The sequence below is a fragment of the Streptococcus sp. HMSC077D04 genome (assembly GCF_001808785.1).
In the GTDB taxonomy this organism is placed as follows: domain Bacteria; phylum Bacillota; class Bacilli; order Lactobacillales; family Streptococcaceae; genus Streptococcus; species Streptococcus mitis_BX.
Window position 1 is genome coordinate 5,157 of the sequence record NZ_KV794549.1, and the last position, 22,189, is coordinate 27,345.

18 protein-coding genes are annotated in these 22,189 nt (G+C 41.5%); all 18 read right to left on the minus strand.

Annotation, left to right across the window (positions count from 1 at the left end):
• Nucleotides 1–118: 118 nt before the first annotated feature.
• Entirely contained in the window at nucleotides 119–1,015 is an 897-nt protein-coding gene (locus HMPREF2701_RS09885) for an ROK family protein (RefSeq protein WP_061590375.1), read from the minus strand.
• Between the two features lie 17 nt (nucleotides 1,016–1,032).
• Nucleotides 1,033–1,950, minus strand: coding sequence for a dihydrodipicolinate synthase family protein (locus HMPREF2701_RS09890; protein ID WP_061590376.1), 918 nt, complete (start codon nucleotides 1,948–1,950; stop codon nucleotides 1,033–1,035).
• Nucleotides 1,951–2,121: 171 nt separating this feature from the next.
• Nucleotides 2,122–2,766 carry a YesL family protein gene (locus HMPREF2701_RS09895; protein ID WP_024057141.1) on the minus strand — a complete coding sequence of 215 codons (645 nt, stop codon included), beginning with the start codon at nucleotides 2,764–2,766 and terminating at the stop codon, nucleotides 2,122–2,124.
• A 19-nt stretch (nucleotides 2,767–2,785) separates the two neighbouring features.
• Nucleotides 2,786–3,238: a NanQ anomerase/TabA/YiaL family protein gene (locus HMPREF2701_RS09900; protein ID WP_000575448.1), complete on the minus strand. Its 453-nt coding sequence runs from the start codon at nucleotides 3,236–3,238 to the stop codon at nucleotides 2,786–2,788.
• 170 nt (nucleotides 3,239–3,408) lie between these two features.
• On the minus strand, nucleotides 3,409–4,248 hold the full coding sequence (locus tag HMPREF2701_RS09905) for a carbohydrate ABC transporter permease (protein ID WP_001192119.1): 840 nt from the start codon (nucleotides 4,246–4,248) through the stop codon (nucleotides 3,409–3,411).
• Between the two features lie 15 nt (nucleotides 4,249–4,263).
• On the minus strand, nucleotides 4,264–5,130 hold the full coding sequence (locus HMPREF2701_RS09910) for a carbohydrate ABC transporter permease (protein ID WP_161683542.1): 867 nt from the start codon (nucleotides 5,128–5,130) through the stop codon (nucleotides 4,264–4,266).
• 221 nt (nucleotides 5,131–5,351) lie between these two features.
• On the minus strand, nucleotides 5,352–6,680 hold the full coding sequence (locus HMPREF2701_RS09915; RefSeq protein WP_070482935.1) for an ABC transporter substrate-binding protein: 1,329 nt from the start codon (nucleotides 6,678–6,680) through the stop codon (nucleotides 5,352–5,354).
• Between the two features lie 115 nt (nucleotides 6,681–6,795).
• Nucleotides 6,796–7,494: an N-acetylmannosamine-6-phosphate 2-epimerase gene (locus HMPREF2701_RS09920; RefSeq protein ID WP_049487328.1), complete on the minus strand. Its 699-nt coding sequence runs from the start codon at nucleotides 7,492–7,494 to the stop codon at nucleotides 6,796–6,798.
• Nucleotides 7,495–7,748: 254 nt separating this feature from the next.
• Nucleotides 7,749–11,426, minus strand: coding sequence for an SIALI-17 repeat-containing surface protein (locus HMPREF2701_RS09925; RefSeq protein WP_070482938.1), 3,678 nt, complete (start codon nucleotides 11,424–11,426; stop codon nucleotides 7,749–7,751).
• A gap of 328 nt (nucleotides 11,427–11,754) precedes the next feature.
• Nucleotides 11,755–12,735, minus strand: a complete 981-nt coding sequence (locus HMPREF2701_RS09930; RefSeq protein WP_061590379.1) for an acetylxylan esterase — start codon at nucleotides 12,733–12,735, stop codon at nucleotides 11,755–11,757.
• A gap of 317 nt (nucleotides 12,736–13,052) precedes the next feature.
• The gene (recG, locus tag HMPREF2701_RS09935) at nucleotides 13,053–15,095 is read right to left on the minus strand and encodes an ATP-dependent DNA helicase RecG (RefSeq protein ID WP_261674424.1); all 2,043 of its coding nucleotides are present in this window, start codon (nucleotides 15,093–15,095) and stop codon (nucleotides 13,053–13,055) included.
• Complete coding sequence (gene alr, locus HMPREF2701_RS09940) at nucleotides 15,086–16,189, minus strand: alanine racemase (protein WP_070482944.1); 1,104 nt, start codon at nucleotides 16,187–16,189, stop codon at nucleotides 15,086–15,088. The genes recG and alr overlap by 10 nt, the downstream gene beginning before the upstream one ends.
• Nucleotides 16,179–16,541: a holo-ACP synthase gene (gene acpS, locus HMPREF2701_RS09945; protein WP_070483057.1), complete on the minus strand. Its 363-nt coding sequence runs from the start codon at nucleotides 16,539–16,541 to the stop codon at nucleotides 16,179–16,181. The genes alr and acpS overlap by 11 nt, the downstream gene beginning before the upstream one ends.
• A gap of 45 nt (nucleotides 16,542–16,586) precedes the next feature.
• Nucleotides 16,587–17,618 carry a 3-deoxy-7-phosphoheptulonate synthase gene (locus tag HMPREF2701_RS09950; RefSeq protein ID WP_000864041.1) on the minus strand — a complete coding sequence of 344 codons (1,032 nt, stop codon included), beginning with the start codon at nucleotides 17,616–17,618 and terminating at the stop codon, nucleotides 16,587–16,589.
• A 1-nt stretch (nucleotide 17,619) separates the two neighbouring features.
• Complete coding sequence (locus tag HMPREF2701_RS09955; RefSeq protein ID WP_070482947.1) at nucleotides 17,620–18,651, minus strand: 3-deoxy-7-phosphoheptulonate synthase; 1,032 nt, start codon at nucleotides 18,649–18,651, stop codon at nucleotides 17,620–17,622.
• 80 nt (nucleotides 18,652–18,731) lie between these two features.
• Nucleotides 18,732–21,245 carry a preprotein translocase subunit SecA gene (gene secA / locus HMPREF2701_RS09960; RefSeq protein ID WP_070482950.1) on the minus strand — a complete coding sequence of 838 codons (2,514 nt, stop codon included), beginning with the start codon at nucleotides 21,243–21,245 and terminating at the stop codon, nucleotides 18,732–18,734.
• Between the two features lie 145 nt (nucleotides 21,246–21,390).
• On the minus strand, nucleotides 21,391–21,678 hold the full coding sequence (locus HMPREF2701_RS09965; RefSeq protein WP_000197495.1) for a hypothetical protein: 288 nt from the start codon (nucleotides 21,676–21,678) through the stop codon (nucleotides 21,391–21,393).
• A 32-nt stretch (nucleotides 21,679–21,710) separates the two neighbouring features.
• Complete coding sequence (locus HMPREF2701_RS09970) at nucleotides 21,711–22,046, minus strand: hypothetical protein (protein ID WP_070482954.1); 336 nt, start codon at nucleotides 22,044–22,046, stop codon at nucleotides 21,711–21,713.
• Nucleotides 22,047–22,189 lie beyond the last annotated feature (143 nt).

Sequence of the window (22,189 nt, forward strand, 5' to 3'; positions counted from 1 at the left end):
TTCGAAAATCAAATTCAAACCACGTCAGCTTCGCCTTGTCGTAGATATATGATTACTGACTTCGTCAGTCTTATCTACAACCTCAAAACAATGTTTTGAGCAACCTACGGCTAACTTCCTAGTTTGCTCTTTGATTTTCATTGAGTATAAAATGATAATAAGCACCCAACATACCTGCTGTATTTTGATGATGGGCAAATTCTAATCTTGTTTTCTCAGCTAGACTTGGTACCAAAGCTTCCTTCAAGGCTGTGCGGATCTTGGGTTTGAGGATAGCCTCTTGTCCCATGATACCGCCACCGAGAATGACCACTTCTGGATTAGCCACATAGCAAATGTTTGCCAGACCTTTTCCTAGATAGTCTACCATGCGGTCAATACCAGCCATACAAATCTTGTTTCCTTCAGTGGCTTCCTTAAAGATGCGTCGTCCATTCCACTGATCAACATCTTCTCCATGTGCTTCAGCTACATATTTCACTAAAGCTGTGGTAGAAGCCAAATCTTGGAACGCTCCATCCTGCATATGCATATAACCAACTTCACAGGCTGAATTGCTAAATCCATGGAAGACTTTCCCATCCATAATCAAACAACCACCGATACCGGTTCCAATAGTCAAGCAAAGGGTGACACTCGCTCCCTTGCCTGAACCAGATACCGCCTCAGCCAGACCTGCACAGTTGACATCATTTTCAATCTCACAAGGAATATTAAAGCTAGTCTCGATTTCCTTTTTGAACTGGGTGCCTGCGTAGTTAGGGATTTGAGGCCCAGCGTAGAAAATCTCACCCTTGTCTGGATCCACCATTCCTGCTGAAGAAATAGCAACACCTGCTACTGGGCCTTGTTCTAAATAGCTGGCTACGATATCTTTGGTTTTTTGTAAGATATGAGGTCCACCCCTATGCGCCTCTGTTGGCATTTCATGGGATTCAACAAGTTGGCCTTCTTGGTCGATCAAACCATATTTGATATTTGTTCCACCGATATCAATTGCAACGTAGTGTGTCATAAATACCTCCTTATGGATTAGAGGAAGCGCTCCTTGGTTTCACGAATCAAGGCTGCAGCTGCTTCTACAACTGAACGATCTTCTTCAGTCACTGGTGTCAATGGTGAACGAACAGAACCAATATTCAAGCCTTCATTGATTTTCAAGACTTCCTTAATCACACCGTACATATTTCCATGTGCAGCAGTGAGTTTACCAATGATAGCATTGATAGCGTATTGTAATTCACGCGCAGTTTCCAAATCTTTGTCCGCAATCAACTCATTAAGTTTCAAGAAGAGTTCTGGCATGGCACCATATGTACCACCGATACCAGCTTTAGCTCCCATGAGACGACCACCTAAGAACTGCTCATCTGGACCGTTAAAGACGATATGGTCTTCCCCGCCAAGGCTGACAAAGGTTTGGATATCTTGAACTGGCATAGAAGAGTTCTTAACACCGATAACACGTGGGTTTTTCAACATTTCTGTGTAAAGGCTTGGAGTCAAAGCAACACCTGCTAATTGAGGAATGTTGTAAATCACGTAATCTGTATTTGGAGCTGCAGAACTGATATCATTCCAGTATTTAGCAACTGAGTATTCTGGCAAGCGGAAATAAATTGGTGGAATCGTTGCAATGGCATCTACACCCAAGCTTTCAGCATGACGAGCAAGTTCCATACTATCTTTGGTATTGTTGCAAGCAACGTGAGCAATGATGGTCAGTTTACCTTTGGCAACTGCCATGACTTCTTCCAAAATCAACTTGCGGTCTTCAACGCTTTGGTAGATACATTCACCAGAAGAACCATTGACATAGAGACCTTGAACACCTTTATCAATGAAGTATTGCACCAAGGCACGTGTGCGCTCTGGACTTACTTCTCCTTGATCATCATAACATGCGTAGAAGGCTGGAATGACACCTTCGTATTTTTTTAAATCTGACATAGATTTTCTCCTAAGATTTCTTTTTTCTGCTAAAAGCAGGATTTATTCTTTACGTTTTTAGTATACACCTTGCAAAAAACGCTTTCAATATCTGGTGTACACTTAGATTTTAGTTTCGATATATATTTTGAAACGTTTAAGGCTCGAAAGTAGTTTCAGAAACAAGCCATCCTATTGGTATTTTGTGAAAATTTTCTCCATCAATCCAGTCTGGATAAAGACTAAGAGTCCAAATCCAAAAAGCAGGAAGGCTGAGCCACCTAAAAGTAAACTGAAGGCGGACAGATAAAGAACCATCACAATGAGAAAGAGAATAGCTAACATGAGGAAGAACCAAGGAAAGTTAAAACTTGCCAAGATAAGTCCTTTTTGTAAGACTTCTTTCCAAGTTAAATCATAGCGTGCAGCGATGGGATAGCTAGCCAACATCACGATAGTGAGGAAGATAAGAATACCTAGACAAATAGCTTTCACCATTTGGAAAGGCATAGCTGTCTGACCCCAAAAGAGATAAAGATCTAGAAGGCTTAATGAAACAATGCCCAACTCAAGTAGACCTAACTGAAGACCTAGCTTCAGATTTTGCTTGAAAGCTCTTAAATAGATTCTAAAGACAGGCACACGTCTGCTCTTCTTAATCTCAAACATAGTCTCGTAGAGGCTAATTTTAGCCACTCCAATCGTCACGATGGGCAAACAAGAGACGACAAAAAGAAGATTGGCTGTCACGATATCCAAGACCTTCTCACTAAAACGCATGAGAAAGTTATCTGTATCAAATGCTGCCTTGATAAGGCTTACTCCTTTTTGTGCCATATTTGCTCCTCCTGATTTTTTAATCAATCAAAATTTTAAAGAGATATTTGCGAACCTTCTCTTCCATACCTGCATAGCCATTTGGCTGGTGAGGTTCTCCTGGGAAGAAAATCGCAAAATTGTGATAACCCAACAAGAGTGGGTAATGTTCATGACAATGAACAAAGCCAATGTCACTTGCTTCGTCGAATGCTACTGCCTCGTCTTTGATACGTGAACCGTAGCTCGAATATTCATGTCCTTCTACCAGCAAATGCAAGTCTGCATAGTTCTTATGATGCTCAAATTGATCATTTTCAGCTTGATTGAGGACATTTTCCTGAACAACTAGAAAGACCTTGTCCCCATCAATCTCATACTTACCTAATTCGAAAGAATCTTTACGATGCTGGTAGAGATAATCGATAGCCTTGTCTAGATTGGGATGAATCCCTTTGTAAAAGGTGATGTTTTTCAAATCATCAAAAATCATACTGTTTCCTTCGTTTCTGATAGTTAACTAAAATCATTCTTAAGTTGATAAGTGTCTAACAAAATATCTAAGGTAAGCAAATACCCAACATTTTGTAGACACTTATAACTCTGTATTCCCATAGTATGCCAAGACTACTTCCGCCATCTTGACACACCAGTTTACTTTTCTTAACCTTTGACAGCTCCCATAGTAATACCTTGAGTGAAGGATTTTTGGAAGACTAAGAAGACTGTTACGATTGGAACTGCTGCAAGAGCGGCACCCGCCATGATCAAACCATAGTTGGTTGCCATTTCAGCCTGCATAGTCGCAACACCGAGTGAGATGGTCAAGTTGTTACGTGAAGTCAACATAACCAACTGCATGAAGTAGTCGTTCCAAGTGTTGATGAAGGTAAAGATTGCAAGGGCTGCAAATCCTGGTTTCACAATTGGGAAGGCTACGCTCCAGAAAGTACGAATCTCACCACAACCATCGATTTTAGCTGATTCAAGCAACTCTGTTGGGATATTTTCACTAAATTGTTTCATGAGGAAGACCCCGAATGGCCATCCAATCAAAGGCAGGATAACTGCCCAAAGAGTATCATGGATTCCCATGAAGTTGACGATACGTACCAATGGTACAAGGACAACTTGTTTTGGAAGTGCCATGGCTGCAATGAAGATTGCAAATAGAATGCGTTGCCCATAGAAACGTTTTTTAGCTAGTACATAACCTGCTAAAGAAGAGGTCGCACAAACTAAGAACATGGTTACCAATGAGATAAACACAGAGTTCCACATCCACTGCATAGCAGGGTTTTGCACCATGAGTTGTTGGAAGTTCTCCATGGTTGGCATTTTAGGGAACCATTGTGGCGGAATCATAATGGTATCAGGCTGTGACTTGAAGGCACCTGTCAGAATCCAGTAGAATGGAAAGATGAACAGCACGGTCAACAAGAGCAAGATAATAGTTGAAATAACAGTGAAGGCTGTTAAAGGTTTCTTTTGTGTAGATTGCATAGCTGTCTCCTTTCTTTAGTATTCTACGTCGTTTCCAAGTACTTTAAATTGAACAAAGCTTACGATAGCAATCATAACTGCCAAGAAGACACCGATGGTGTTGGCATAGCCGTATTCTGTCAATTGGAAGGCTTTTTCGTAAAGGTAGTACATCAGTGTACTTGTTGAGTAGTTTGGACCACCTGAAGTCAAAAGCTGAATCAAGGCGAAACACTGGAATGAGTTGATTGTTGTAATGATTGCGATATAAAGTGTTGTTGGAAGGAGGCTAGGCCATTTAATCTTCCAGAACACTTGCAATTCAGTCGCACCATCAACACGCGCTGCTTCAACCAATGAATTGTCAATATTACCCATGGCAGCGATATAAAGGATAATCGGCTGACCAACAGATGTAGTCAAAAGGATAATCATAATCGCCATCAAAGCCCAGTTTTTATCTCCCAACCAAGAAATGTTTTGGCTGATGATGTGGCTTGACTTAAGGACAAAGTTTAAAATTCCTGATAGTGGGTCATAGATCCATTTCCAAACAACTGTTACGGCAACACTACCTGTTACAACAGGAAGGAAGAAGACGAAACGGTAGAAGGATCTGGCAATGGCATTTTGATGATAGGTCTGAGATGCTACAAAGAGTGAGAATAGAACAACAACTGGTACAGATCCAATAACCAGAATCACGGTATTGATTAAAGACTTCATAAAGACAGGGTCTTTAAACATGCGAATGTAGTTGTCCAAGCCCACAAACTCAAATTTAGTCATTGAGTAGTTAAAGAAACTTGTAATGAATCCCATAATCATAGGAGCCAAGACAAAGATGACAAAGAAGAATAATACTGGTGCTAGGAAAGCGTAGGAAATCACTGTTTCCCGCATACGAATTTTATTGACTTTCACAGTCGGCACCTCTCTTTCAAATAGAATAATTTTTTGACTTTCTTGAACTGTTTTAAAATCAAAATGAAATTTTTTAAGATTCGCTTATGTAAGAACTTCATTTTAATTTCGTGACAGTTCCTTACATTTCAAACAAAATCCTCCCTTTTCTTACATAGACTATGCACAGGGAAAAGGGAGGAGTCAATCTGATTTAGTGCTTATTGTTTTGTAGCTTTTTTAATTGTTTCGTTAGCTTTTTCAGTAAAGGCTTTCAAAGCATCCGCTGGTTTTTCGTCACCATTTGATACAGATTGCAACATTGGGAACCAAAGTGTTCTCATTTCAGCAAAACCATTGATAGTGTTGTAGTATGGTGAGTAGTATTTAGTCCAACCACTGATTGTTTCCATACGTTTGTCTTCATAAAGTTTGCCAAATGATGTACGAACTGGGAAGGCACCTGTACGAACAACGTCTTTTGGACCCCATTCTTTGTCATCCGCGATGAATTGAACGAATTTCTTAGATGCTGCGACTTTCTTGTCGTCTTTATTGTTGAATACTGCAAATCCATTTACAAGGTATTCAAGAGCTGGTTTACCTGAATCTGATGGGAATGGTACTTCTACCACTTCTACTTTACTTGCTTCCAAGAGTTTAGCTTGGATACCGTTTTGAGCTGGTGCCCAAAGGATTGTGTAAGATGTTTGACCGTTGGCAAAGTTTTGGATATCTGCTCCACCGTCAAATTGTGAACCATTGTTCAACAAACCGTCTTTAATCCAGCTAGCTGCTTTTTCAAGACCTTTGACGAATTTAGGATCATCAGTTGTATATTTTGTTACATCTTTATCCGTTACAGAAGCTCCATAAAGGTTTGCAATGAAGGCACGTGTTCCTTGGTCTCCCCCTTGACCAGAACTGAACAATGAACCTGGTGTGTAGCCTTTATCTTTAAGTGCTTTCAAAACTTTTTCAAAATCATCAGTAGTCCAACCTTCTTTTACAAGGTTTGCAACTCCAGCATCTTCCAACATTTTCTTGTTCATGGCCATGTAGAATGGTGCAGAACTGATTGGATACATGTAAGCTTTGTCACCAGCTTTACTTGCTTGTACAATATTTTCATTGTTAACATCTTTGACGAATTCGTCTGTGAAGAGGTCGTTCAGCTCAGCCAATTTACCGTTTTTACCGTATTGGATGATACGTCCTGGTGCGTCAAACAGTACATCTGGAGCTGTTCCTGCTTCGATAGCTGTTGTGATTTTTTCAGGACCTGACTTGAAGTCGATGGTTTCCAATTTCACTTTTACATCTGGATTTGCTTTTTCAAACGCTTCGATGATTGATTTTTCATATGTTCCAACACCGTCACCAGTTTTTTCTTGAGTGAAGACTGGGAATGCCCACCAAGTGATTTCTGTTTTTCCGCTATCGCTACCAGATTTTCCAGCATCTTTACTTCCGCCAGAATTACCACATGCAGCAAGGCCAAGAACCGCAGCACCCGCAAGTACTGTACAAGCTAGTTTTCTAAATTTCATTTGTATTCTCCTAATTGATAAGCGTATCCATATTGGATAATGAGTAAGATTGAACTTGTATACGTTTTCATTTTATCCGACGCATCCACCACTCTCCTCTTTTTTTGAGATTGTGTTATTTAAGACCAGCAACGAAGCGTTCTGTGATCTCTTTTGGTCTAGTAATAGCGCCACCAACAACGATGCCTCGCACTCCATATCCCAGGATTTGTTTGGCTTGTTCTGGTGTATGAATTTTCCCTTCTGCAATGACATCCACGCCAGCATCACAGAGTTTTTTAATTAATTCAAAATCGGGACCATCCACTTTTGGACTGTAAGATGTGTATCCTGATAAAGTTGTTCCGACAAAGTCAATTCCTGCTTCAACAGCTGCCAATCCTTCTTCGAAAGTACTTGTATCAGCCATCAAGAGCTGGTTAGGATATTTCTCCTTAACCTGACGAATGAAGTCTTGAATCTCTAAACCATCATAGCGTTCACGCTTGGTACAATCCAGAGCAATCACCTCTATATCAAGTTCTGCCAATTCATCAACCTCTTTCATAGTAGCAGTGATGAAGGGTTCTTGTGGTGGATAATCTCGTTTAATTATCCCAATGATTGGAAGTTTTGTGACCTCCTTGATTTCCTTGATATCACGAACACTGTTTGCTCGGATACCGACTGCTCCACCTTGCTCAGCCGCTTTGACCAGCAAGGGAATGACTCCTCCCGCTTCTGTATAGAGCGGTTCGTGAGGAAGGGCCTGACAAGAAACGATGATTCCATCTTTGATTTGTGCAATCAAGGCTTCTTTAGTAATCTGTGGCATCCTCTTTCCTCCTTTTCTTTGTTCTTATGGGTTCATTATATATTATTTTTAAAGCGCTTTCAATACTTTGTGGTAGAATAGATTTCAGTTTCAAAAGTATTTTATAGAACAGCAGTTTCTGAAAGTAGTTTCAGCACTGTCTTATTTTCAATTCGCTCAGTATCTAAAATGATAAAAAGAGATAGCCATCTTTCAAATGGGCCATCTCTTTTATCATTAACGATGAGCTAAATTCATTTTATTCAAGACCTAGTCTAGTTTTCTTTTCGTTTCTTTCCTAATGTAAAGACGGATAAGAGACCTGCCACTAATCCTATAGAAATAAGGGTTGTGTTTTCTTTGCTTCCAGTATTTGGAAGCTCATTTTGTTTAGCCGCTGGTGCTTGATAAGTAGCACCTTGTCCAAGAGATAACTTCTTAGCTGGACGTTCGTTTGCAGCTGCTAAGACTGGTTTGGTTTCTCCCTTGTACTCTGGCACTTCATGGATTGCTGCCTCAGCTCCATTGACACCTCCTTTATACTCAGGAAGAGCATTTGAAGCTGCCAAGACAAAGTTAGCACCACCTCTATATTCCGGAACCTCATTTGAAGCTGCTAAGACAAAATTAGCACCTCCGGTATATTCAGGAACCTCATTTGAAGCTGCCAAGACAAAATTAGCACCTCCAGTATATTCAGGAACCTCATTTGAAGCTGCTAAAACTGCATTAACGCCCCCTTTGAATTCTGGAAGTTCATGGACCGCTGCTTCAACCGCATTAACGCTCCCTTTGAATTCCAGTTTTTCTACTGTTGGTGCTGGTTCTTCTCCTACTGTTGCTAAAGTACCAGTGTATTCAGGAGCCTCTTCAGTTACTGTAGCCTCAACGCCATTAACTCCACCCGTAAATTCTGATTTTTCTACTGTTGGTGCTGGTTCTTCTCCCACTGTTGCCAATGGACCTGTATATTCAGGAACTTCTGACACAACTGCTCCTTCTTCGCCATTAACTCCACCCGTAAATTCTGGTTTTTCTACTGTTGGCGCTTCTTCTCCTGCTGTAGCTAATGGGCCTGTGTATTCAGGAACTTCTTCAGTTACTGCTCCTTCTTCACCATTAACTCCACCTATAAATTCTGGAACTTCATTTGTCGCAGCTTCGCTTCCATTTACACCATGAGTAATTTTAGAACCAACTACTGAAACAGGCAAATTATGCATACTTTCGATAGCTCCTTCTGCTAAGCCTGTAACTTTTTGACCAATATCCTCAGGATCTACTGTAAACAATAGAGTCTTTGTGTCATACTGCGTCATAAACGTAGCCGTCTTCCCATTTGCAAGCTGTAAAGTTGGTGCTTGATTGACCAATACTTCTGAATCAAATTCCATGGCAATAATGCCTTGCCCCATATGAACTGCATGTGTAACTTTTGCTTCGGTTGGAGAAATCATATCCTTGCTTAAGAAATCCCAATTAAATTTCTTATAAGACAAGGTATATTCGTTTTGGTTGTTATCTGCATGCTCATAAAGCAATCCATATTCGCCATTCCCGAGATCTTGAATAGAATTGTAGGCAAACTTACCACTTTGAATAGGATTATGCTTAAGCCAAGTCAGCTCTCCATTTTCTTCGACACGAGCTAAGTGTACCAAACCGTTGAAACGTCCTGGCCCACCTGCATTACTAAGAACAATATACTCTTTTCCATCATGCATCGTATGAATAGCAGCCAATTGAACATAAACATCCTTGACATCCGCATAACGTTTTATATCATTTTCCCAAGTTACTCCACCATCTTTACTAGTAGCAACTTGAAGGTCCCCTGTCAAGCCACGCATGAAGAGCTTGAGATCTCCATTATTTAACTGTACAACAGAGGACTCGGTATTTTGAGCATAATAATTACTCATGGTACTTGAGTCAATCACAGTGCCATCAGTCAGCGTACGATGGTCATTCACACCACCTCCCATATGCCAAGTCTTACCATGGTCATCTGAGTAGATAATTCGAGATGATTGAGAACCGTTTAAGTGGTGGGTCTGATTTGTTGTATAAACAGGTACAATGATTCGACCTTTATGAGGTCCGGTATGAAGCGTAATTCCTGTTCCAGGCCCAACCCCTAAGAATTTCATCCAATCAGCTTTTACCATTGGGGTAATATCTTGAGGTGCTGACCAAGTCTTACCATCATCATCACTGTAAGACATCCATAGATAAGAATCCTTAGCAACTCTAAATGGAGACGTTTTATTGCTTGTGAAATAAATATTTCCTAATAGTTGATTCCCTTTATATAAATCGCCCTTATCACTATAAGCTGGTTTCACTGGATCTACTACAACACGATAATCTGTTGGTTTCCCATCTGGGGTATAAACTGTGCCATTTTCACGTATTGTATAGGAGCCGTCTTCGCCTTCTTTATAGAGAATTTGATAAGTTTTGCCATCAATTTGTTTATAGGCTTCTTCTCTTTGATCAGCCATCCCAAAGATTCCTTGCCCTTCTGGAAACATATCATAGATTGAAAAAATTCGTTTTGTTGCAGGATCTTGAACCAAAACCATATCGATGTTCACTGGTGAACCGATTGATGGATTAGAAGCTTTTGGATTGTCTCGTAAATTTGTAATCGTTACTCGATCGCTCCATGTTTTCCCCTTATCCTCACTTCGTCTGACGACCATACCGATATCACCCCAGTCAGAGTGATGCAAGCGTCTCTCATCTGCACCAGCAATCAAAGTACCTTTATCTGTCTTAAGAAGTGCAGGAATACGATAACTCTTGATACCATCTTTATTTGGTTTATTATGCATACCACCTTCAAAGACATCTTGTTTTTCAGTAACTTTAGCCCCTTCTGGTAGCTTTTGTTCCAAATCAGATCTCTCAAACAATTGGCTCCGTTTTTGAACTTCCTCTGGAGTTAATACACGATCATAAACACTCAAATTACGAACCTGTAAATTTGCTCCCCAAACTGATTTCCCTGCCCGATTTGTTGCACCAAGTTGAGCATGGGTAATATCTGGCATATCCTTGATAAATTTACCAGATTTCAAGCTGGTACGCGATAAAACACCATTTACATAGAGTCTAACTTTTCCTCCTGGATTTTCTGCATTCGGTCTTTCTACAGTAAAGGTAACTGAATTCCACTGCCCAGGCTTAATTTTCAATGGAGCATCCGTATATTTATCATAAAATTGTGTTCCATTAGCATCACGTCCCTCAATTAAGGCTGTATTATTGAGAACAGCCATGGTGAAGTACTCATCTTTTTTCTTATCACTAGATACTGAGAATAGATTATAAAAATCTGGAGCTTTGGCATCTGGCTTGAATTCCATATGAATGGTCGCATTTTGAAGTTTCTTCAATGCATTTAATTCACTAGCTAAATCTACACGCTGACCATTCTTCGAATTTGTTTCAACATCTTCTTTTTCCACTACTGGAGTTGCATTTGCGATGTCTCTAGCGTAATAATCTCGAGGAAGTACTCCCTCTTCTTCTTTATCTTGGTCCTTGTTACTTGCTTCTGTAGTTGCAGAATCTGTTTCTGGTTTATCAGCAGGAGCTGGTGTATTGTCAGCTGCAGGTGTATTTGTTGGAGTGGTTGTCTCTGATTCAGTAGTCTCATTTTTCTTCAACTTATCCTGATCAACTTCCACACCATTGTCTTTTGCTGTTGCCAATTTTCCAGCTAATTCGCTATCTAAATGAGCAAGACTTCCTGAAGAAGCTTCTTTTGGTAATTCTGATAAACCTTGATTATTATTTTCAGCTGCAGTTACAGTTGAGTTTCCTTGTTCATTTGCCAATACAGGGTTTACTCCAAACCCCACTGCACCAATGGTTACAGAGGCTACACCCACTGCAAATTTACGAATGCCATATCTTTGTTTTCTATCAAAATTCTTCTGATTCATCTTTCTACCTTTCAATTCCACAAAAAATAAAGCGCTTTCTTTTTGTTTTAAAATTTTTACTCCCCACCATAGGAAAACACAAGAAAGTAATTAATAAACGAGAGTTCCTCTCCTTCTCTCTTTCAAAATTTAGCTAGCTGCAATCCAAACAGTAGCTCTTTCACTCCTTTCCTAGAGACTTTTTCTTTATTATACAATAAAGTCATAGGTTTATCTCAAACTTGTCATAGAATAGATTTTACTTTCAGAAATATTTTAATATTTTAATATTTTTAAAAGTACTTTCAACATTTATAACAAAAAAGAGAGCTACTGGCTCTCTCATTCATCACTTTATATACTTAAAAGAAATCTCACTACCACAGAGCCAGTTGTAAACTTGGTCATTGACAAAAACATTCATAGCTTCATGGGCATACTCTGGCATGATAAGATAGGACTTGTCACAGGTCAGACGGTTGTAAATCGCAAACTGGGTAATAGGATAGCAAACATCATCGTCCAAGCCCGTAATCATCTTAACCTCACCCTTGATACGATGGGCAAGATTTTTCACATCGATATAGGCAAGGGTCGCCATGATTTCCTCCTCAGTTTCGTGGAAGGGGTCGTGAAACTTGAAATAACGGAAAAGTTCGTCATAGGCTTCACTTGTATTACCAATCTCAAGCACTCGTCTGAAGTCTGACAAGAAAGGATAGATGGCAACTGTTTTCTGAATCCGAGGATTGAGCGCTGCCGCAACCAAGGCTAGAGCCCCTCCTTGTGAAGCACCATAGCTAGAAAGGCGCTTCTCATCTACCTGAGGTAGACTAGCAACAATTTCGACCAACTGGTAAATATCCAGATAAACATCCTTATAAAAGAGATGATCCCGACCTTCCACAGCCCCACGGATAATATGTCCCTTAACCGTATTTCCTAAAGGAGAACGCAAACCGTCCTGTGAATAACCTGACTGCCCCCGCACATCCATGGAAACAACACCGTAACCAGCCACAGTATAGGCCAGCATGTCAGCCCAGTCCCAGCCACGTCCCATATAACCATGGAAATGGAAGATTAGAGGAACTTTTTCCTCACTCTTTGGAAGAACGACGCGCGCATAGACCTTGCCTTCATTGCTTCCTTCAAATGTTAACTCATAGCACTTGACTTGAGGAATGTGGAAATTTCTTTCCTCCAACTGATAAGCTGGAAGAGTTGAAACTTTTTTCACTTCCCCATCCCAGAAAGCATCAAAGTCCTCTGGAACCTCATCCCGTCCTCTATAAGTCTTGATTTCTTCTAACAAAGCTGGATTTTTCATAATATGCTCCTTTTTTTGTAATCGCTATCACCACTCTAGCATATCTAGAAAGGCAATGCAAGAAAGAAGGGCAAATAGAAAGAGATTTTAGATTCTTTACTTTTAGGATAATGGACTGAAAGTAGTTTCAAAAATAAAAAAGAGCATTTCGCTCTTTCTTCCTTATATTTATATTATTTTGTTGCTTCTTTCTTTTGGAAAGTGGTTTGGTAATTTACTTTAATCGTTACGGTCATGTGAGAGTCCTCGTTTCTTTTTGATGACTCTAGTATAAGGGGCTAACCTAAAAGCTAGCTTAAGATTTCCTTAGAGAAAGCTTAATCTAGATGTTCTTTCTTTTCCAAATGAAGGGCAATCATGCGCCACTCTGGATCCTCTTGCCAAGCTTCTATCGAACTAATGTAAGTAGCAACCTTTCTGGCTTCTTCTAAAATCGGAAAATCTTCGATAATATCAGCCACTTGGAATTCTGGAAGTCCTGACTGTCTGGTTCCAAAAATCTCACCAGAACCACGCATTTTCAAGTCTTCCTCCGCAAGGACAAAACCATTGGTGGTTTCTGTCATGATGCGCATGCGGTCTTTCCCAGAATCAGTCTTAGGATTGGCAACGAGAACAGCGTAGGATTGCTTGTCCCCCCGACCAACTCGACCTCTAAGCTGGTGAAGCTGGCTGAGACCGAAGCGATCGGCATCCATGATAATCATAACGGTCGCATTGGGAACATTGACCCCAACCTCGATAACCGTTGTCGAAACCAGAATAGCCGTTTTTTGCTCTTTGAACTCCTGCATAATCTGGTCTTTTTCGTCACTCTTCATCTTACCATGTAGAAGAGCCACTTCTGCCTTACCTGCAAAATGAGCCGTCAATTCCTCAGATAAAGCAATAGCATTTTTCAAATCCAGAGCTTCTGATTCTTCAATTAAGGGAGAGATGACATAGGCTTGTGAGCCTTTTTGGATTTCTCCCTCTAACCAAGTCAAGACCTGAGGCAGTTGCTCATGTTTGATCCAGCGTGTCACAATAGGCTTTCGCCCTGCTGGCATCTGGTCAATAATGGAAACATCCATATCTCCAAAGGCTGTGATAGCCAAGGTTCGTGGTATGGGAGTCGCCGTCATCATGAGGACATCTGGGTTGTCGCCTTTTTCTCTCAGAACACGCCTTTGCCCTACACCAAAGCGGTGCTGCTCATCGATGATAATCAAGCCCAGACGAGCATAATCCACCCCATCCTGTATTAGAGCGTGAGTTCCGATAATCAAATCAGCCTCACCCTTGGCAATAGTCTCCAAGACTTCTCTCTTTTCTGCAGCTTTCAAGGAACCTGTCAAAAGAGCCAGTTTCAAGTCTGAGAAGAGACTCTGTAGACTCTCAAAATGTTGCTCTGCAAGGATTTCTGTTGGTACCATGAGGGCTGATTGGTAGCCAGCTGTCACCGCCGCAAACATGGCCAAGCCAGCAACCACCGTTTTTCCGCTCCCCACATCCCCTTGTAGGAGACGATTCATGTGGTGATCCGACTTCATATCGGTTAAAATTTCCTGCAAACTTTTTTCTTGAGCTGGGGTCAGGGCAAAAGGCAGCCTTTCTTTGACTTCTGTCACTTTTTTCTGAGACCAGTTCAAAACCAAACCGCTTCCCTGAACTCTATTTTCAGACTTGAGCGTCTGCAATTGCATCTGGAAATAAAAGAGTTCCTCAAACTTGATACGGCGAAGGGCCTGCTTGTATTCTGCCAAATCCTTGGGGAAATGCATGGCACGAACGGCCTGACAACGGGACATGAGTTTGTATTTGTCCAGCAAAGACTGGGGAAGATTTTCCTCAATCAAGAGGTCCAATCCCTGATCAAAGGCCGTCTTAATAACCTTGACCAGACTGGCCTGACTGATTCCCTGAGCCAAGCGATAAACAGGTTGGAGGTCATCTTCCACCTGAGCTAGGACCTTCATCCCAGTCAGACTAGCCTTGGCTCGGTCCCATTTTCCAAAGACAGCAAGGGTTGATCCCAACTCTATCTTATCTGCTAGATAGGGCTGGTTAAAGAAATTCACCGCAAAAACGACTTCTCCCTGCTTGAGGCTAAAGCGCAGACGATTGCGCTTGAATCCATAATACTGGACACTGGCAGGAGTCACGACTTGACCAGAAAGAACCGCCTTTTCACCGTCTTCTAGTTCCAATACTTGCTTGGTCTTGAAATCTTCATAACGGAAAGGAAAGTAGAGCAAGAGGTCTTGCAAATTTTCAATTCCTAGTTTGGCGTATTTTTCTGCTGACTTTGGTCCCACACCAGGTAAGACATGCAAGGGTTGATGTAGATTCATGCTCCACTCCTTTCTTTTTAATAATATTCTCTCGGAATGCGGTCGCTGAGAAGACAAATCACCTCATAGTTAATAGTCCCACGGTAGGTCGCTACCTGAGTAGCTGTGATTTCCTTGCCTCCGTCAGAGCCAATCAAGATTACCTTGGTTCCAAGTGGGTAAACCTTAGGCAGACGAATGGTGATTTGGTCCATCGAAACCCTGCCAACGATTGGGCAAGCTTGGCCATCTACCAAGACGGAGAAATTCTGCATATCTCGTGTCCAACCATCCGCATAGCCGATTGGCACGGTCGCGATGACTTGCTCGCTATCCGCTTGATATGTCGCTCCGTAGCCCATGCAAGCTCCAGCTGGAACTGTCTTGACATGAACCAAGGCAGATTCCAAGGTCAAGGCTGGTTTCAAGTCATAGGGTAAGTCCAAAACCTCTCCGCTAGGATTCAGACCATACATGGCATCTCCCATACGGACGGCGTTAAAAATGGTCTCTGCATGCCAAAGAGTCGTTGCCGAATTACTGGCATGAACCAGCTCTGGAAGACCTTTCATACTTGACAGAATGGTTTTAAACCGTTCTAACTGCTCATTAAAGTAGTCGTCTAATTCCTCGTCTGCAGTCGCAAAGTGGGTGAAAATCCCTTCAACACGAGCACCATGTTGTTGGAGCAAGTCTTGAGCCTGCTCAGCTTCACGAGCCTCTCTAAAACCAATCCGTCCCATTCCTGAATCAATCTTGAGGTGGACTGTCAATCCAGTTAGGTCCACTTCCTTATCTAAGAGTGCTTGAATCCACTCCAGTCCAGCCACAGTCAAGGTGATATCGTATTCTTTAGCTAGAGCAACAGCTTCGATTTCAGAAACTCCTAAAATGAGGATTTTCTTCCTGAGTCCAGCTTGTCTGAGTTCAAGGGCCTCATCAATATTGGAAACGCAAAAGCCATCAACATCATCTTGAATTGCCTTGGCAACGGCAACAGCCCCATGACCATAAGCATTAGCCTTGACTACTGCAAATTTGAGCGTTCCTTGAGGGATATGAGCTCCCATTTGCTGAATATTTTGTCGAATAGCTCCCAGATGAATCAGAGCCTTGGTTGGTCTATGTGGACTAGCTTTCATGATTTTCCTCCAAAATGACACTGGCTGTCACAAACTGATCTGTGTGGCTGATAGACAGCCAAATCTTTCCTGAAAATGGTGCCTGACTAAAATAAGGCACCCCGCGTTCATTATTCAAGACTTCCAAATCCTGAAAACCGATTTTTCCAATGCCCGTTCCCATAGCCTTGGAAAATGCCTCCTTAGCCGACCAGCGACCAGCTAAATATTCTATTTGCCTGCGCCCTTTGAGACTGGTGAAGCGTTCCATTTCCTTAGCGGTCAGCACGCGCTTAGCAAAGCCTTCATGTCGTGTAACTGCGCTTTCTATCGAAGCCAATTCTTCGATGTCAATTCCGTGTCCAACTATCATTCTCATCAAAAGGAGTTGAGATTCCCCCAACTCCATCCTTTTCACTTATTTTGTCAAGGTAGCATAGATTTCTTCTACCAAGGCCTCTGTATTTTCCCAACCCAAGCAAGGATCCGTAATAGAGCAACCAAAGACCTCTGGTTGATTTTGACGACCATCTGCTAGGTAAGATTCAATCATAAAGCCTCGAACTGTCTTTTTAATCTTCTCATTCCAATCACGATTTTGCAAAGTCTGGCGAACAATTCGAATCTGCTCCATATATTGCTTTCCTGAGTTATCATGGTTGGTATCAATGAGAATAAAGGGATTTTCAAGTCCCATGGCTTCATAGCGTTCAATGGCATTTAGCAAGGTTTCATAGTAAAAGTTAGGCTCATTTTTCCCATATTCATTAACTGCTCCACGAAGGATGACGTGAGCCAAGGGATTTCCTGAAGTCTCAACTTCTTGGCCATGGAAGAGGAAGGTTTGTTTATTCTGAGCGGCATAGATACCGTTAAACATAACACCAAGATTTCCTGAGGTTGGATTTTTCATCCCGACCGGTGCATCAATCCCTGAGGCCACAAAGCGGTGCTCCTGGTCTTCAACAGAACGAGCTCCTACAGCATGGTAGCTGACCAAATCATCTACCAAGACCAGATTTGACGGATAAAGCATCTCATCTGCCGTTGTCAAACCAGTCTCTGTAATCACGCGGTAGTGCAACTGGCGCACAGCCTGCAAGCCGTTAATCAGGCTTGGAGCCTTAGAAGTATCTGGTTGGTGAACCAAACCTTTATAGCCGTCTCCATTGGTGCGAGGTTTAGCTGTATAAACACGCATAACCATGAAAATCTTGTCTGCCACCTTCTTTTGCAAGGCCGATAAACGGCGGGCATATTCCAAGACAGCCTCTTCATTGTCAGACGAGCAAGGACCAATCACCAAAAGGATACGGTCATCTTCCCCTGAAATAATATCTGCCAATTCTCTATCACGGCGCTCCTTTAGTCGCAAGGCTTCCGCAGACAATTGGGTTTCTGCCTTGATTGCTTCAATATCGATTTCTTGACCTTTTTCAATAAATGCCATACTATTCTCCTAGCGTTTGGTAGATTTCTCTGACAAGGGCTTCCGTATTATCCCAGCCAAGGCAAGGGTCCGTGATAGACTTGCCAAATACTTCCGGTTCGTTTTGACGTCCATCTTCTAGATAAGATTCAATCATAAAGCCACGAACGTACTGCTTGATTTTTTCATTCCAATCACGATTAATCAAGGTCTGGCGGACAATTCGAATCTGATCCATGTATTGCTTACCAGAGTTGTCATGATTGGTATCTACAATGATAAAAGGATTTTCCAAGCCCATTTTCTCATACTGGGCAATGGTATCCATCAAATTATCATAGTAGTAGTTAGGAATATTCTTACCATACTCATTGATTGCTCCACGAAGAATAGCGTGCGAAAGCGGGTTCCCAGTTGTTTCCACTTCTTTTCCTAGGAAAAGGAAACTTTGTTTGTTTTGAGCAGCATAAATCCCATTAAACATAACATTGAGATTTCCAGATGTTGGATTTTTAAACCCAGTCGCAAAATCTGCTCCACTGGCCACAAAGCGGTGTTGCTGGTCTTCAACTGAACGAGCACCAACCGCCATGTAAGAAATCAAATCATCCACAAGCGGAAGATTCTCAGGATAAAGCATTTCATCAGCTGTCGTCATACCTGTTTCCGTAATGACACGATAATGAAGATGTCGAACGGCTTTGATTCCGTTGATGAGACTAGGGGCTTCTGCTGTGTTAGGCTGGTGAATCAAGCCCTTATAGCCATCTCCGTTGGTACGAGGTTTAGCAGTATAAACACGCATAACCATAAAAATACGGTCTGCTACTTCTTCTTGCAAAGTTGCCAAACGCTTAGCGTACTCAAGGACAGCTTCTTCATTGTCAGATGAGCATGGTCCGATTACCAAGAGAATTCGTTGGTCTTCTCCACGTATAATGGCTTCTAGCTCTTGATCGCGCTGTGATTTTCTCTCCAAAGCTTGGCCGTCTAATTTTGATAAGGCACGAACTTCTTCAATATTAATTTTAGGACTCTTTGCTGTAAATACCATAACTCATCTCCTTATAAATCAAACGGATACCAAGTAAAAATTTACTTTTCACAAGGTATCCGCCTCTAAACTATCTCATTTTATTGTCTTTTACCGTGACAGTTTTTAAACTTCTTACCAGAACCACATGGGCAAAGTTCATTCCGTCCAATCTGGCTCAAATCCAAATCTTCTGGCATATTTGCTTGGTGGGCAGCGATATTGCGAGTCGCTGTTGTACTGATATGGTGTTCTGCTTGTGGTCTTTCTTGTTCATGAATTTGTGCTTTCATCATCAAACGTGTCACATCAAACTCAATCGAACCAATCATGTCATTAAACATACGGAAGCCTTCTGCCTGATACTCAACAACAGGGTTGTTCTGAGCATAGCCACGAAGTCCAACGGCGTTACGCAATTGATCGAGGGCATCGATATGATCTGTCCACTTATTATCCACCACTCGTAGAATCAAGACTTTTTGGAATTCTTTAACTGCTTCTTCATCACGTAGTTTTGAAACTTGACTATCGTAAACTTGCAAGGCACGTTGGAAGAGCTCTTCCTTGATTGCCTTATCAGACAAGCCTGACAAGTCTTCCATCGTAATAGAATCTTCTGGAAGCAAGTTGTACTTAGCAAAGTTCAAAATTGCTTCTAGTTTTTCATCTTGTTTGGCACGCGCATGACCATCAACGACACGACCAATCGTGCGTTTGATCATAGCCTGAATTTCAGGTGCCAAGTCACGGTCTGCAGTGATAACATCGTAACGTTGAGCGTAGATAATCTCACGTTGTTCACGCATGACGTCATCGTATTGAAGGACTTGTTTACGGGTATCGTAGTTATTTCCTTCGACACGTTTTTGCGCTGCTTCAACCTGACGTGTCAACATACGAGACTCAATCGCCTCTTCAGACATGTTGAGGCGTTCAAAGATTCCCTTCAAGCGTTCAGAACCAAAACGTTTCATCAAATCATCTTCAAGAGATAGGTAGAATTGTGACTCACCTGGATCTCCTTGACGACCTGAACGTCCACGAAGCTGGTTATCGATACGACGGCTTTCATGGCGTTCTGTACCAATAACACAAAGTCCACCCAATTCGCGAACCCCTTCACCAAGCTTGATGTCGGTACCACGACCGGCCATGTTGGTTGCGATAGTAACGGCACCACGTTGACCAGCATTCATGATGATTTGAGCTTCTTTATAGTGGTTTTTGGCATTCAAGACTTCGTGAGGAACACCAGCAGCGACCAATTTCTTAGAAATGTAATCACTAGTTTCAACCGCTACTGTACCAACCAAGACAGGCTGACCCTTTTGGTAACGAGCCTTAACGTCTTCGACAACCGCCTTAAACTTAGCTTCAATACTAGCAAAAAGTAAGTCTGGATGGTCAATACGCTGAACAGGACGGTTTGTTGGGATTGGAATAACACGAATGTTGTAAATTTCACGGAATTCTTCTTCCTCAGTCTTACCTGTACCTGTCATACCAGACAATTTCTTGTACATACGGAAAAGGTTTTGGTAAGTGATTGAGGCAGATGTCTTGGTTTCATCCTGAATTGGCACACCTTCTTTAGCTTCAATAGCTTGGTGCAAGCCATCAGAATAACGACGACCTTCCATAGTACGACCCGTAAATTGGTCGACGATCAAGATTTCTTGCTCTTCGCTTACCACATAGTCAATATCGAGAAGCATAATGTAGTTGGCACGAAGGGCGTTATCGATAAAGTGAGTCAGAGCTACGTTTTCGATGTCATAGAGGTTTTCAAGTTTGAAGTAACTTTCCGCCTTATCAATCCCTGAATCAGACAAACCAATAGTTTTAGACTGCACATCGATGATGTAGTCGTCTTTATCCAAAGATTTTACATAGTGGTCTGCCATATGGTAGAGCTGACTGGTTTCAACTGCATTAGCACCTGATACGATCAAAGGTGTACGGGCTTCGTCAATCAAGATTGAGTCAACCTCATCGACCAAGGCATAGTTAAGCGGGCGTTGTACCATGTTTTCAGCACGAACGACCATGTTGTCACGAAGGTAGTCAAATCCGATTTCTGAGTTAGTTGAGTAAGTAATATCACACTCATAGGCTTCTTTTTTCTCCATTGGAGATTTGGCAGCCAAGTTAATCCCTACTGACAAACCAAGCCATGAGTACAATTCCCCCATCTCAGTCGCATCACGTTCTGACAGGTATTCATTGACCGTAACTACGTGAACCCCTTTACCTGAAAGGGCATTGAGGTATACGGGCATAGTCGCAGTCAAGGTTTTTCCTTCCCCTGTACGCATCTCTGGCACATCACCATGGTGAAGAACGATTCCCCCCATGACCTGAACCTTATATGGGAAGAGTCCTAGGACACGTTTGGCACCTTCACGGACAACCGCAAATGCTTCATAAAGCAATGAATCCAGAGATTCTCCATTTTGATAACGTTCTTTAAATTCAACTGTTTTTGCTTTTAGTTGGTCGTCAGTCAAAGCAGCCATTTGGTCTTCGTATTTGAAAACCTTGTCAGCCATCTTTTCCAGACGACGGATTTCTCCTTTATCATTTTCGATAATTGTTTTTAAAATATTAGCCATGTTTTTCCTTACTTTAAATTCCGAATATTTTAGAATGTTCTTTTAATTTTAGCACAATTATTGATTATTTTCAAGGAAGAATCCCTATTTTGAAAAGGAAAAAGAGGCTAGTTTCCAAGCTAACCTCTCTGACTTTTACGATACTTTAATTGCCAAAAATTGGCAAAATAGCAAATAGGATAAATAGATTAATCCAAAGAGAAAAACAGCAGATCAATCCAAAAACAAAGAGACTGACTTTCTTGGACAGCAAGGCCATCAAAATAGACAGAATACCAAAAACTAGCAAGACTTTCTGTATGCTGAAGAGGTCAATCTTTCCCCCCAGAATCGGACTGCCCCAAGGAAGAAAGAAGAAAGCAATCCAGATCAACAGAACTAAACCAATATAGACCTTGGAATAACGTGTAATAAATGATTTTAGACGTGTCATAAGCTACCTCCTATCAATAAAAACCATATAACTCAATGCCTTCCACCTTTTGACTTCCCGAGTTCCCGTCTCAAGCGAAGCATTTTTTTGAAACAGGAATAAGTTAACCAATTCAGACCAATAGCTAGCAGAATAAAAAGAAACCAAATGCCCCAAAACTTGATATCTGTCACATTTCTCAAGACGATATTGAAAAACAGAATTGAAACAACTGTCCAAGCAAGGCTAAAAAGAGAATAGAGGGGGATGTAAACCCAGTAAAAATAGTAAAAAATTGAGAAAAATTTACTATTTCTGTTGGCCTTTTCAATCCAGTTATCAAAATAAAAGTAAGGCGCTAAAAGTAAGAATTTAAACAAATGTTCCATCACCAACACCTCTTTTTGATAGCGTTTTCTTCAATTTCATTCTATCAAAAAAATCTGGAAATGTCATTCCAGATTCTGCTTTTTTATTTACGTTTTCTTGCGATGAGATGAATCGGTGTTCCTTCAAAGACAAAGGCCTTGCG